Annotated in this window: 14 protein-coding genes; 3 read left to right on the top strand and 11 right to left on the bottom strand. The window is 72.3% G+C overall.

The genetic code is table 11. The features are described 5' to 3' along the window. Positions 1-57 precede the first annotated feature (57 nt). The gene (locus tag AB0J66_RS07345) at positions 58-624 is read left to right on the top strand and encodes a TetR/AcrR family transcriptional regulator (RefSeq protein ID WP_364656748.1); all 567 of its coding nucleotides are present in this window, start codon (positions 58-60) and stop codon (positions 622-624) included. On the opposite strand, the gene AB0J66_RS07340 is transcribed toward AB0J66_RS07345, so the two are convergent. Further along, the gene (locus tag AB0J66_RS07340) at positions 617-1,936 is read right to left on the bottom strand and encodes a peroxidase family protein (protein WP_364656746.1); all 1,320 of its coding nucleotides are present in this window, start codon (positions 1,934-1,936) and stop codon (positions 617-619) included. The two genes, AB0J66_RS07345 and AB0J66_RS07340, sit on opposite strands and share 8 nt — an antisense overlap. 4 nt (positions 1,937-1,940) lie before the next feature. Next, positions 1,941-2,489 carry a TetR/AcrR family transcriptional regulator gene (locus AB0J66_RS07335; RefSeq protein WP_364656743.1) on the bottom strand — a complete coding sequence of 183 codons (549 nt, stop codon included), beginning with the start codon at positions 2,487-2,489 and terminating at the stop codon, positions 1,941-1,943. Between the two features lie 67 nt (positions 2,490-2,556). Here AB0J66_RS07335 and AB0J66_RS07330 point away from each other — a divergent pair, with 67 nt between their 5' ends. Continuing rightward, positions 2,557-3,507 (top strand): alpha/beta hydrolase, encoded by a 951-nt coding sequence (locus AB0J66_RS07330; protein WP_364656741.1) that lies wholly within the window; start codon positions 2,557-2,559, stop codon positions 3,505-3,507. Then, on the top strand, positions 3,504-4,265 hold the full coding sequence (locus AB0J66_RS07325) for a dienelactone hydrolase family protein (protein ID WP_364656739.1): 762 nt from the start codon (positions 3,504-3,506) through the stop codon (positions 4,263-4,265). The genes AB0J66_RS07330 and AB0J66_RS07325 overlap by 4 nt, the downstream gene beginning before the upstream one ends. Before the next feature lie 29 nt (positions 4,266-4,294). Here the strand turns inward: AB0J66_RS07325 and AB0J66_RS07320 are convergent, their stop codons facing one another. The 9 genes from AB0J66_RS07320 to AB0J66_RS07280 form a co-directional block, all read right to left on the bottom strand. Beyond that, positions 4,295-4,774 carry a BON domain-containing protein gene (locus AB0J66_RS07320; protein ID WP_364656736.1) on the bottom strand — a complete coding sequence of 160 codons (480 nt, stop codon included), beginning with the start codon at positions 4,772-4,774 and terminating at the stop codon, positions 4,295-4,297. 6 nt (positions 4,775-4,780) lie between these two features. Continuing rightward, positions 4,781-5,284 (bottom strand): monovalent cation/H(+) antiporter subunit G, encoded by a 504-nt coding sequence (mnhG, locus tag AB0J66_RS07315; RefSeq protein WP_364656733.1) that lies wholly within the window; start codon positions 5,282-5,284, stop codon positions 4,781-4,783. Next, positions 5,281-5,655: a monovalent cation/H+ antiporter complex subunit F gene (locus AB0J66_RS07310; RefSeq protein WP_364656731.1), complete on the bottom strand. Its 375-nt coding sequence runs from the start codon at positions 5,653-5,655 to the stop codon at positions 5,281-5,283. The genes mnhG and AB0J66_RS07310 overlap by 4 nt, the downstream gene beginning before the upstream one ends. Next, positions 5,652-6,203 carry a Na+/H+ antiporter subunit E gene (locus AB0J66_RS07305; RefSeq protein WP_364656729.1) on the bottom strand — a complete coding sequence of 184 codons (552 nt, stop codon included), beginning with the start codon at positions 6,201-6,203 and terminating at the stop codon, positions 5,652-5,654. Before AB0J66_RS07305 ends, AB0J66_RS07310 begins: the two co-directional genes overlap by 4 nt. A gap of 125 nt (positions 6,204-6,328) precedes the next feature. Next, on the bottom strand, positions 6,329-7,828 hold the full coding sequence (locus AB0J66_RS07300) for a Na+/H+ antiporter subunit D (protein WP_364656726.1): 1,500 nt from the start codon (positions 7,826-7,828) through the stop codon (positions 6,329-6,331). Further along, on the bottom strand, positions 7,825-8,214 hold the full coding sequence (locus AB0J66_RS07295; protein WP_364656725.1) for a Na(+)/H(+) antiporter subunit C: 390 nt from the start codon (positions 8,212-8,214) through the stop codon (positions 7,825-7,827). The genes AB0J66_RS07300 and AB0J66_RS07295 overlap by 4 nt, the downstream gene beginning before the upstream one ends. Next, positions 8,211-11,009, bottom strand: a complete 2,799-nt coding sequence (locus AB0J66_RS07290) for a Na+/H+ antiporter subunit A (protein WP_364656722.1) — start codon at positions 11,007-11,009, stop codon at positions 8,211-8,213. The genes AB0J66_RS07295 and AB0J66_RS07290 overlap by 4 nt, the downstream gene beginning before the upstream one ends. Before the next feature lies 1 nt (position 11,010). After that, positions 11,011-11,664, bottom strand: coding sequence for a response regulator transcription factor (locus tag AB0J66_RS07285; RefSeq protein ID WP_364656720.1), 654 nt, complete (start codon positions 11,662-11,664; stop codon positions 11,011-11,013). After that, positions 11,661-12,614 carry a sensor histidine kinase gene (locus AB0J66_RS07280; protein WP_364656717.1) on the bottom strand — a complete coding sequence of 318 codons (954 nt, stop codon included), beginning with the start codon at positions 12,612-12,614 and terminating at the stop codon, positions 11,661-11,663. Before AB0J66_RS07280 ends, AB0J66_RS07285 begins: the two co-directional genes overlap by 4 nt. Positions 12,615-12,649 lie beyond the last annotated feature (35 nt).

Raw genomic sequence — 12,649 nt, 5'->3', positions numbered from 1 at the left:
TAGCCGACCATCTGGTCGGTAGTACAGACCAAATGGTCGGCTACTACTGTGATCTGCATGCCTCCTCGTGAACGGGACACCGCCCGCACCCGGCGCACGGTGCTCGACGCCGCCGCCCGCACCGTGGGCAAGCAGGGCGCCGGCGTGAGCCTGGACGTCATCGCCCGCGAGGCGGGGATCTCCAAGAGCGGGTTGCTGCACCACTTCCGCAGCCGCGATCAGTTGTTGCTCGCGGTCGCGCAGGATCAGGTCGACCGGTTCGCGGCCGAGGTCCGGGCGGGGGTCGACCCGGCCGATCACGCGGTCGGGCGGCTCGTCCGGGCGTACGTCCGGGTGATCTTCGACAGCCTGGGCGACGAGACCGCCGTCTCGGAGCATCTGCTGCTCTCGGCCGCGCTGTCGACGGTGCCGGGGGTGGCCGGGATTCTGCAGGCGGACGCGCGGGAGTGGGAGTCGGCGTTCGCCTCCGACGGCCTGCACCCCGATCGGGTCCTGCTCATCACGAAGGCGGCCGACGGCGCCTCGCTGGCCACGGTGTACGAGGGTGGCAGCAACCCCGCCGCCCTGGAGCGGACGCGGGAGTTGCTGCTCTCGCTGAGCCGGGGCGACGGGGCGCCTACCTGATGAGCAGGTCGGCCAGGGTGAAGCTCTCGCCGCGGGCCGGCAGCAGCGGCGTCCAGTCCGGCTCCAGGCTCAGGTAACTCGCCGGGTCGGCCCGCAGCAGGCCGATCAGCACCTCGGCGACGATGCGGCCGCCGACCGGCCCGAGACGGTCGCCGTCGCCGAGCAGCTCGGACTCCTTGAGGATGTAGAACCAGAGCGGGACGCCGTGCGGCCAGTCGGGCAGGGTCAGCGGCTCGGCGCCGATCGCCCGCGCCACCGCCTCGCCGCTGGGCAGGCCGGTCGTCTCGCCGCGCAGCAGATCGCGTACGGCCAGGGAGTGGTAGGCCTCGGTGTCGACGGCCCCCGTGACCTGCGCGGGCAGGCCGATCAGGCTGGCCGCGAGGCGGCCGTCGAGGCGCTTGGCGCGCTGCGCGGGCGGGCGGCCGGGCACGTCGAAGATCTGCGCGAGGTCGATGTGACGGTCCGCCTCGAGCGGGCCGAAGCCGACCAGATCAGGGAAGAGCGGCACCTCCGGGCCACCCTCGACCAGGCGGTACGTGTGCCGGATCTGCCCGTGCCCGTACCGGAAGGCCGCGTCGGCGAACTCCAGCGGGATGTACGCCCGCATCGGCTCCGGGGCGAACCATCGGCCGCCGTGCGCCAGGACGTCGTCGACGAGCGGAGCGCCGACGAGGCGGGGCAGGAAGTCGTGCACGACGATCCACTGGTAGTGCCACGTGAGCGTGATGCGCGAACGGTCGTAGACATCCGCCTCCGGGGCGCCGCCGTCGCGCAGCCAGTCGACGATGCGGTTGTGCGCCCGCAGCAGCGCCACGTGCAGAGTCAGCGCGAACCGGTGGACGTCGTTGCGCGGATCGCCGATCAGCGCCACCCCCTGCGGATTGCGGGGCACGTCGCCGTCGACGACCAGGAACTTCGCCGGGTCGTTGAGGTCGAACAGGAACGGCGAGCCGATCGGGCCGTCGGAGTAGAGCATCTCCAGGTTGAGCTTCGGCGCGCGGGCGTTCTTGAGGGCCTCGGGGTCGATGCCGCCGGCCAGGGGAGAGCGGTCGGCGGTGATGTCGTGCGCGATCAGCTGGCCGAAGAACGGCCAGCCGGCGGCCTCGGTCGCGTCGTCGCCGCCCGGGTTCAGCCGGTCCAGCAGCGGCGCCGCGTCGCAGATGCCGCCGGTGTCACCGGCCCGCATCAACAGCTTCGGGTCGGCGCCCAGCGGCTCCAGGCCGGGGAACATGCGGCCGTAGCGGGCGGCGCCGGTCGGTCGGTCCACGGCGCGGACGAGGCTGAGGCAGTGGTCGCGGGTGGGAAGGGTCATGCCGCTATGACCGGGCGGGGGCCGGTTTCGTGACCGGTGTGACGAGGGCGATCAGGGCCTCGACGTCGTCGTCGGCCATCGGCTCGCCGGTCATTCCCATGCGGTGCAACAAGGTGCCGACGACGACATCGATGATGAAGAGAACTTTCGGCTCGGCCAGGCCGAGCGTCTCCTGCATGACGACCCGGTACGGGTCCTGGAGCCGGGTCGACAGGATCACGCACAACTCGGGGTCGTTGACCGCGTCGGTGAAGACCCCGGCGAACGCGGCCCCGATGCCCGGCTCGCCGATCTTGGCAGCGATCCAGCGTACGGCCCCGGCCAGGATCTCCTCGGTGCTCGCGCCGGTCAGCGGGGCCGGGCCGAACGCGTCGACCAGGCATGCCGTCACCAAGGCGCCCTTGGAGGGCCAGCGGCGATAGATCGTGGTCTTCGCGATGCCCGCCTCGGCGGCGATGCGGTCGACCGTGGCCCGGGCGTACCCGAGCTCGTGGACCGTCTTGCGGGTCGCCGCGAAAACCTCAGGGTCGATGCCGGTACGGGGTCTGGCCATGCCGCCACCGTAGCAGTTACGCTACCTCTAGTTTCGATACTGCTGGTAGCGTTATTGAGGGGGAGCCGTGCTCGGAAATCGCATCCTGTCGGCGCTGCGCAAGGAACCGGATTGGTCCGAGGTGACGCCCACGACGCTCGCCTCCCTCGCCGCCGCCGAGAACCGTCGCCGGTCGTCGCGGCTGACGCGGGTGGTGACCGGGTTCCCGGCCCGCGGCGTCGCCATCGGCTGGCAGGAGGTGACGCTGCCCGGCCGCGTGGTGCGTGTCCGCGTACACCGGCCGTCGCCGGCGCCCGGGCTGCCGCTGGTCCTCCACGTGCACGGCGGCGGGTTCGTCGGGACAGCGGTGCAGAGCGACTGGATCAACAGTCACCTCGCCGCCCGCCTGCCCGCCGTGGTCGTCTCGGTCGAGCACCGGCTCCTGTCCTTCGACACCCCGATGGCGGCGGCGGTCGAGGACGGGTGGGACGTGCTGCGCCAGGTCCTCTCCTGGGACGTCGACCCCAACCGGGTTGCCCTCTTCGGCGAGAGCGCGGGCGCCACGATCGCCGCCACGGTGGCCCGCCGCGCCGGCTCCACGATCCGGGCTCAAGTGCTGGTCAACCCGTGTGTCGACCTGACCGCGACAGCGCTCGAACACCCCTCGGTCCGGGAGCACGCCGACAGTCCGGCCCTGACCCGCCCCCAGCTCGAGTTCTTCCTGCGGCTGGCGGTGCCGGCGGGCGCCGACCCGCTCGCCGTGTCGCCGTTGTACGCCGCCGGCCACAGCGGGCTGGCCCCCGCCCTCATCGTCGTGCCCACGCTCGACCCGGTGGCCGACCAGGGCCGGGCCTACGCCCGGCGGCTGCGCGAGGCGGGCGTCCCCGCCGACGTCGCCGAACATCCGGGCGCGCCGCACGCGTTCGTCAGCACCCCCGGCCTCGTACCGCAGGCCAGGACCGCCCGCACCCAGATCATCGACTTCCTCCGGGGTCGGCTGACGGCCCGCCCGCCGGAGGTACGAAGATCAGATGCATGACCGAGCTGTCCGACCTCCACCAGAACCTCGTCGACACCGTGCCGGCCGGCGCGGGCGCCCGCATCGAGGACGAGACCGTCGCCTACGAACACAACGGTCAACCCCTCGAGGGGTACGCCGTACACGACACCGCCGTCACGGACCGCAAGCCCGCCGTGATCGTCATCCACGACTGGACGGGCCTGCGCGAGTACCCGAAGGCCCGCGCTCAGATGCTCGCCCGCCTCGGCTACTTCGCGTTCGCGGCGGACGTCTATGGCGCCGGCGTCACGTTCGACAACAACGAAGACTCGGCCGCCGAGGCCAACAAGTACTACGGCGACCTGCAACTACTCCGCGCCCGCGTCCAGGCCGCGTACGACGTCGTCGCCGCCGACCCGCGCGTGGACCCGGACCGCATCGTGGTGATCGGCTACTGCTTCGGCGGCAGCGCCGCCCTCGAGTTCGCCCGCACCGGCGCCCAGCTGGCCGGCGCCGTGTCCTTCCACGGCGGCCTGGTCACCCACGACCCGGCCGACGTCGACGCCATCACCGGCCCCCTGCTCATCCTGAGCGGCGCCGCCGACCCCGTCGTCCCCGACGAGGCCGTACAGAAGTTCGCCGACGAGCTGCGCACCCGCGAGGACCTCGACTGGCAGATCACCCTCTACTCGGGCGCCCCGCACGCCTTCACGCTGCCCGGCATCCCGCCCTACCGCGAGAAGGCCGACAAGCGCAGCTGGCGCGAGCTGGTCAACTTCCTGGAGGAAGTCTTCTGACCGCTGCGCGGGGCCGCGCCGCCGCGTCGTCAGCGGCCGCGGCCCCGCAACAGCACATCGGCGATCAGGGCGAGCACGCCCAGGGCCATGAGGATCGTCAGCCACCCGGCGATCTCGACCAGGACCACGCCGGCGGCCGCGGTGACCACGGCCGCCCGCGCGGCGACGGCCACGGTCCCGCGCCGCCGTGGCCGGGGCGCGGGCCGGAGGGCCAGCCGGGCGGCCAGCGTGCCGAAAAGCTCGGCGTCCCGGCCGGGGCCGATCCGACCGTCGCTCACTTCGAGGCCGTCGCAGAGGTCCCGCACCCCGGGCATGGCTTTGACCCGCCGGAGCACAGCATCGTGGCTCGACCCGTCCCGGACGACCCCGGTGAGCATGACGACGCCGTTCTGTACGTGGACGTCGACGCTTCCGTGCTCCGAGACCGCGCCGGCAACGCGCCGGGCCAGGCGGACGTCAGCCGGCGCCGGCTCGTCGGGCCGCGGCGGCTCGGGGAAGAAGTGCACCACGACCGTTCACCCCCGCCGGCCCGCGGTGCCGACCCCGTCGCCAGGGACCGGCTCGCCGGCGGATGGCCGCCTGCCCACCTCAGACGGTGCGTCGCCGTAAGCCACCCCCGGATCACCGTCGGCCAACCTCGGCTCGCCTTCGGCCAGCCCGGGCTCGCCGTCGACCAGGCCCGGCTCGCCGTCGGCCGAGGCGAGCTCGTCGGTGACCAGCAGGTCGGTGCGGGCCAGGCCGGCGCGGTAACCGGCCCGGCCGACCATGTGGGCCGCCACGGGAGCGGTCGCCATCTGGAAGACGGCGACCAGGATCAGCGTGGTGACGTCGACGACGTCGCGCAGGCGCAGGCCGCAGCCGAGCAGCACGAGCAGCAGCCCGAGCACCTGCGGCTTGGTGCCGGCGTGCATCCGCGACAGCAGATCCGGGAAGCGCAGCAGCGCCACTCCCGCGGAGAGGCTGAGCAGCGCCCCCGCCACGAGGCAGACGGCCGCCACCACATCGAGAATTCCACTCACCGCGGCCCCCTCGTCGCAGCCTCGTCGGCGCCGCGGGCGGCCGCCTCACCGAGGAGTCGGCGTCGGTGGGGTTGCGTGCCGCCTGGAGAGGCTTGGGCCGCGTCGCCCGGGGACGACGCGCCGGCCGAGGTGAAGCGGGCGACGCTGACGGCGCCGGTGAAGCCGAGGATGGAGAGGACCACCAGGATGGGGAGGCCGGTGGCGTCGCGGGAGAAGGCGGCCTCGGCGGCGATGGCCATGACGATGACGGCCAGCAGGACGTCGGTGGCGACTATGCGGTCGAGCACGGACGGGCCGCGCACCACCCGGATCAGGGCGAGCCCGGCGCCGAGCGCCAGCAGGGAAGTGACCAGCACGGCGACTACTGTCATGTCGGCGTCTCCTCGATGACGCGGCGCTCGGCCGGTGAGCCGAACGCCTGGACGATCCGGCGTTCCAGGTCGAGCACGCCGCGGCGGAAACGGTCGGCGTCGGCCGCGTCCCGGACGCCGAGCACGTGGACGTAGAGCACGCCGCGGTCCCGGTCGGCCTCGACGATCAGGCTTCCGGGGACCAGCGAGAGCGCCAGCGCGGTCAGCGTCAGGCCGAGGTCCGACGGGACCTTCAGCGGTACGGCGATGACGGCGCTCCGCGGCACGTGGCCGAACCGGAAAGCGAGCGCGGACACCTGCACACTGGCCACGACGAGGTCGAGAACGAACCGCCCGGCGAAGCGCAGCACCTCGAGCGGGTGGATCCGCCCGGCGTAGGTCACGGACGGGAGCGGGAAGACGGTCAGGACCACCACGGCCACGATCGCCCCACCGGCCACCGTCAGCGGGGTGAACGAGCCCCACAGCAGCACCCAGATCAGGGTCAGCCCGAGCGCGGCAACGCCTCGATCCCGCCACCGGCCGCGCAGCGCCGGTTCCCGGGCCACGGACCCTTGGGGCCCGGACGAGCCGGGCGGACTGGTTCCGGACACCTCGTCGGTGAGCGGCATGACGGTCGGTGGGGCGGTCGCGGGCGGACGCGGGCCCGGGGCGCATGTTTCAGGTGGATGGTTCATCGGGGGCCTCCGAAGACCGCTTCGACGTAGCCTGAGCGTTCGAGCAGACCGCCCGCGGCCTGGTCGCCGATGTCGAACAGGGGACCGGCGACGACCGTGAGGCCGGCGCCGAGGGCGACCAAAGCCAGCGTCGGGCCGACCATCAACCGCGGCAGCGGGCCGCGGCGGGGCATCTCGGGGTGGGGGACGCGCCAGAAGGCCAGATTCCAGACGCGGGCCACCGCGTACAGGGTGAGCAGACTGGTGGCCAGGCCGCCGGCGATGAGCAGCCAGGCCAGCACGCCGCCGTCAGCGGCGCCGGCCTGGACGAGGCCGAGCTTGCCGATGAAGCCGGAGAACGGGGGTATGCCGGCCAGGTTGAGGGCCGGTACCAGGAACAGGATGGCCAGCACGGGGGAGAGCCGGGCCAGGCCGCCCAGCCGGTCCAGGGCGGTGCTGCCGCCGCGTCTCTCGATGAGGCCGGTGGCCAGGAACAGCGTGGTCTGGATGGTGATGTGGTGGACCACGTAGAAGATGGCGCTGGCGAGGCCCAGTTGCGTGGTGAGCCCGACGCCGAAGAGCAGGTAGCCGATGTGGCTGACCAGGGTGAACGACAGCAGGCGTTTGATGTCGGATTGCGCGACCGCGCCGAGGATGCCGACCACCATCGTCAGCAGGGCCAGGATGAGCAGCACCACGGCCGCGCGGCCGCCGGGGAACAACAGCGTCTCGGTGCGAATGATGGCGTACACCCCGACCTTGGTCAGCAGGCCGGCGAAGACGGCCGTCACCGGGGCGGGCGCGGTGGGGTAGCTGTCGGGCAGCCACGACGACAGCGGGAAGACCGCGGCCTTGATACCGAAGGCCAGCAGCAGCATGCCCTGCAGCATCAGGCGCAGGCCGTCGGGCAGCTCGTCCAGTCGTTCGACGAGGTGGGCCATCGTCAGCGTGCCGGTGGCGGCGTAGATGAGGCCGATCGCGGTCAGGAAGATGACCGACGACAACAGGCTGACCACGACGTACGTGATGCCGGCGCGGATCCGGTTCTCGGTGCCGCCGAGCGTCAGCAGGACATAGCTGGCCACGAGCAGGATCTCGAACCCGACGTACAGGTTGAAGAGGTCGCCGGCCAGGAAGGCGTTGGTGACGCCGGCCGTGAGCACCAGATAGGTGGGGTGATAGACGGAGAGCGGCGTCTCCTCGTGGCCGTCGGCCATGCCCTGGCCGATGGAGTAGACGAGCACGCACACCGTCATGGTGGACGAGACCACCAGCATGAGCGCCGCGAGCTGGTCGGCGACCAGGACGATGCCGAGTGGGGCGGCCCAGCCGCCGACCGTCACGACCATCGAGCCCTCGGTCGTGGTGAACCAGAGCAGGGCAGCCGAGACGATGACGGTGGCGGTGAGGACGGTCAGGCTGACGGTCCGCTGGGCGCGTGGCCGGCGGGCCATCATCAGGGTCAGCGCCGTGCCGATCAGCGGCATGACGACGGGCAGGGGAACGAGCCAGTTCATCGATCGTCCTCGGTTCCGGAGCCCTGGTCGGTCTCGGCCAGGCGCATGATGCGGCGGTCCTCCACGTCGTCCTGCACCTCGTCGTGCCCGGCCATGGCCGAGCTCCGGTAGGCCAGGGCCAGCAGGAACGCGGTCATGCCGAGGGTGATCACGATCGCGGTGAGGATCATGATCTGGGGCAGCGGGTCGGCCATCTCCTCGCCGGGGGCGGCGCCGACGATCGGCGGCGCCCCGGCGTGGCCGCCGAGCAGGATGAGCAGGTTGACTCCGTTGCCGAGCAGGATCATCCCCATCAGGACGCGGGTGAGGCTGCGCTCCAGGAGCATGGCGATGCCGGCCGTGAAGAGCACGCCGACGATGACGACGTAGACCAGGTTGGGAGTCATACGGGCTCCTTCTCGCGCTGCGTCTCAGGCATCTCAGGCGTCTCAGGCGCCTCAGGCGCCGATTCGGCCCCCGAGTGCTGGCGGTCGAGCTCGCCGCCGAGGCTGCGCAGGATCTCCAGCACGAGGCCGACGACGATCAGGTAGACGCCGACGTCGAAGCAGGCCGACGTGGCGAAGTGGACGTGCCCGATCAGCGGCAGCGTCACGTCGACCAGCGCGCTCTGCAGCACCTGTCCGCCCGCGATCAGGGCCGCCGCCCCGGTGCCGACCGCGATCAGCAGGCCGGTGCCGAGCACCAGCCCGGCGTCGACCGGGGCCGCGGCGTTCAGCTCGCGCCGGCCGCCGGCCAGGTAGCGGATGGTCAGCGCCAGCCCGGCGACCAGTCCGCCGGCGAAGCCGCCGCCGGGTGCGTTGTGGCCGGAGAAGAGCAGGTAGACCGAGAACAGCACGATCGTGTGGAACAGCAGCCGCGCCACGACCTGCAGGATGATTGATTCGCGGCTCTCACCGGCGAGCAGCCAGCCGGCTTTCCGCGCCGGCACGGTCTGCTCCGCCCGCCGCCGCTGCAGGGCCGCGCTGCGCTGGTAGATGAGGCTGGCCACGCCGGTGGCGGCCACCACGAGCACCGAGATCTCGCCCATCGTGTCCCAGGCCCGGATGTCGACCAGCGCCACGTTGACGACGTTGTGGCCGCCGCCGAAGGAGACCGCGGGCTCGGGGAAGCCCACGGAGACCGGCTCGGCGAGGCGGCCGCTGACCGCCACGTAGGCCATGGCCGAGGTGACCACGCCGGCCGCCCCGGCGACAGCCATGCGCAGCCATCGGCTGGCCCGCAGCGGCCGCGGCCGCTCCGAGAACCGTGGCGGGAGCCGCCGCAGCACCAGCACGAACATGACGATCGTGACCGTCTCGACCAGGAACTGGGTCAGCGCCAGGTCGGGTGCGCCGTGCAGCACGAACAGCACGGCCACCCCGTAGCCGCAGACGCCGACCAGGATCATCGCGGTGAGCCGGCGCTGGGCCCGGGCCGCGATCACCGCCGCGGCCACCACGACCGCGCCGACCACCAGCTGCAGCGGCGTGTCCCAAAGGCGTACACCGTCGGGCCGGAAGCCGGACAGCAGCAGCGTCGTCGCCCCCATCACGACCAGGACGGCCAGGATGATGCCGAGCGAGAAGGGCAGCGAGCCGCGCTGGGTGGCCCCGGTGACCTCGACCGCGGCCCGGTCGATGGCCGCCATGAGCCACCGGTAGACCCCGTCCGCCGCGGGCAGGCGCTGCTCCGGCCACCGCACCCCGCGCCGCTGGCCGACGAAGATCGCCGCGCCGCCCGTCAGCACGACCACCGACAGCAGGACCGGCAGACCCGGCCCGTGCCACAGCGCGAGGTGGTCGGTGGTTCCGGTCCAGAGCTGGAGGTACGGAGTGAGCGCCCGATCCAGTGTGGGCGCACCAACCCCCACCGCGACGCCGGCCAGGGCCAGCAAGGCGGCCGGAGCCACAAGAACGGGGGAGAGCCGCGCGGGGCCGGCGATGGAAGCGGACGGTTTGACCGCGAAAGCGCCCCACAGGAATCGCAGTCCATACGCGACAGTCAGGATCGAACCGGCGACCAGCGCAGCGAGGACGAGCGGGTCGTGTTCGAAGGCGGCGAACAACGCTTCCTTGCCCACGAAGCCCACCAGCGGTGGCAGACCGGCCATCGACGCCACGGCGAGAGCGGCGACCGCGGCCAACGCCGGCATCCGGCGGCCCAGACCACTGAGCGACCGCAGGTCGCGTGTGCCCGTCACCTTGTCGATGATCCCGACGACCATGAACAGGGTGGCCTTGAAGAGGGCGTGCGCGAGCAGCAGCGCGACCCCGGCGAGGACGGCCGCTTTCGTGGCGGCGCCGAAGGCCACCGTCAGCAGACCGAGCTGGCTCACCGTCCCGTAGGCCAGGAGCAGTTTGAGGTCGTGCTGGCGCAGCGCCGCCCAGCCGCCGAGCAGCAGCGTGACCGAGCCGGCGGCCACCGTGATGGGCTGCCAGGCCGGGGTGACGGCCAGGACCGGGCCGAGCAGGCCGACCAGGAAGACGCCGGCCTTCACCATCGACGCGGCGTGCAGATAGGCCGAGGCGGGCGTGGGCGCGGCCATCGCCGCCGGCAGCCAGAAGCTGAACGGGAAGATGGCCGACTTGGACAGCGCGCCGGCCAGGATCAGCACGGCCGCCGTGGCGCTACCGGCCGGCAGCGGGCCGGCCGCGATCTCGGACCAGCGGTACGTGCCCGCGCCGTGCCCGAGGATCACGAAGCCGGCGAGCATGGCCAGGCCGCCGGCGGTGGTGACGACCAGCGCCTGCATCGCGGCCCGGCGCCCGGCCGCCTGCTCCGGCTTGTGGCCGATCAGCAGGTACGAGAAGACCGTGGTCAGCTCCCAGAACACGTACAGCAGCAGGAGGTCGTCGGAGAGCACGAGCCCGGTCATGGCCCCGGCGAAGCCGAGGAAGACGGCGGCGAACCGCCCCAGGCCGGGGTCCCCGGGCGCGAAGTACGAGGCGCAGTACACGAGGACGACCGCGCCGATGCCGCCGACGACCAGGAGCATCAGCGACTGCAGCGGCCCGGACCGCAGGGCGATGTCCATCCCGAGATGCGGCACCCAGTCGTACGTCTCGGCGCGCGAATCATCGATGACCAGGGCGGTCGAGGCGGGAACCAGAGCGAGGACGTAGAGCGCTTTGTTTCCGACAAGACGGATTAAAACGGGCGCGATCAGGGCGGCGAAGGCGTGCAGAACGAGGATCGCGAGCATGTCAGGGCTCGATCAGACCGGCGCGGATCGCGTACCGGGTCAGTTCCTGCCGGTCCCTGAGGCCCAGCTTGGCCAGGATGTTGGACCGGTGGCGCTCCACCGTCTTGACGCTGATGTAGAGCAGCTCGGCGATCTCGCGCGTCGAGTGCCCCTCGGCGACGAGCTTGAGGACCTCCTCCTCGCGCTCGGTCACCGCCCGGGCGGGGATCTCGGCCCCGGTGCGGGCGCGTTCCAGATATTCGCGGACGAGCGCGGTCTCCGCGCCCGGGTAGAGGAACGACTCGTCCCGCATGGCCGCGTGACAGGCCTCGACCAGATCCCGGTCGGCCACCGACTTCAGGACGTAGCCGGCCGCGCCGACCCGCAGCGCCTCGAAGAAGTACTGCTCGTTGTCGTACATGGTCAGGATGAGAATGCGCAGGCCGGGCTGGCGGCGGTTCAGCTCGCGGGCGGCCTGCAGGCCGGTCATCCGCGGCATCGCGATGTCCAGCACGGCCAGGTCCGGCGGGTCGGCCGCGGCCAGGGCCACGGCCTCCGCGCCGTCGGCGGCCTCGGCGATCACCTTCAGGTCGGGCTCGTTGTCCAGGATCAGCCGTACGCCGCGGCGGACGAGCGCATGGTCGTCGGCCAGCAGGATGCGGGTGGGCGTGGTCATGCGGCACCTCCTACGGGCGCGGGGACGAGCAGGGACACCGAGGTCCCGCCCGGCGGGTCGGACTCGACGGTGAGGGTGGCCCCGATGAGCAGGGCTCGTTCCCGCATGCCGCGGATGCCCGCCCCCTCGGTCGCCGCGCCCAGCCCGCGGCCGTCGTCGCGCACGCACAGGCGTACGGCCCCGGCCTGGTTCTGCAGTGAAAGCTCGACGTGGTGGGCCGAGGCGTGGCGGGCGGCGTTGGTCAGGCCCTCCTGGGCCACCCGGTAGACGACCAGCTCGGCGTCCTTGCCGAGCGCGGGCAGATCCGAGGCGACCTGGCGGCGGACCGTCAGGCCGGCCGTGGTGAACTCGTTGGCCAGCGCGCGCAGGGCGCTGGCCAGGCCGAGCTCCTCCAGGACGCCGGGGCGCAGCCGGCGGGCGATGCGGCGCAGCTCGTCGAGACTGTTGCGGGTGCTCTCCTGGGCCTGCCGCAGCTGATCCCGCACCGGGCCGGGGGAGGAGTCGGCGACCCGCTTGAGGTCGAGCAGCACCGCGGTCAGGGTCTGCCCGATCTCGTCGTGCAACTCCTGCGCGATGCGGTGCCGCTCCTCCTCCTGGGCGGCCAGGGCCCGGCCGGCGCTCGCCGCCCGCTCGTGCTCGAGCCGCTCCAGCATCGTGTTGAAGGCGGTGATGAGCGCGCTGACCTCGCCCTCGCCCTTCGTGGCGATGCGCGTGCCCGGCTTGAGCAGGTCGATCGTCGTCATGACGCGGGTCACCCGGGCCAGCGGCTGCAGCCCGACCCGCAGGAGCACGGCGTTGGCGATGAGTGTCGCGATCGTGCCGGCGAAGATGATCAGCGCCTCGGTCAGCCGGGCCGTGGCCGACACCGTCACGGGCGCGAAGAGCAGCAGCAGAGCCGCCACGGTGAGCACGGCCGCGTTCAACGAGAAGATCCGCCAGAACAACGACACAACGCCACCCATCTTCCTCGTCTCCGCCTGCTCAT

Origin of the sequence: Actinoplanes sp. NPDC049598, from assembly GCF_040675435.1 — a bacterium.
Lineage (GTDB): Bacteria > Actinomycetota > Actinomycetes > Mycobacteriales > Micromonosporaceae > Actinoplanes.
Note: the sequence above shows the minus strand (reverse complement) of the source record. Positions and strands in the feature narration are given on the sequence as shown.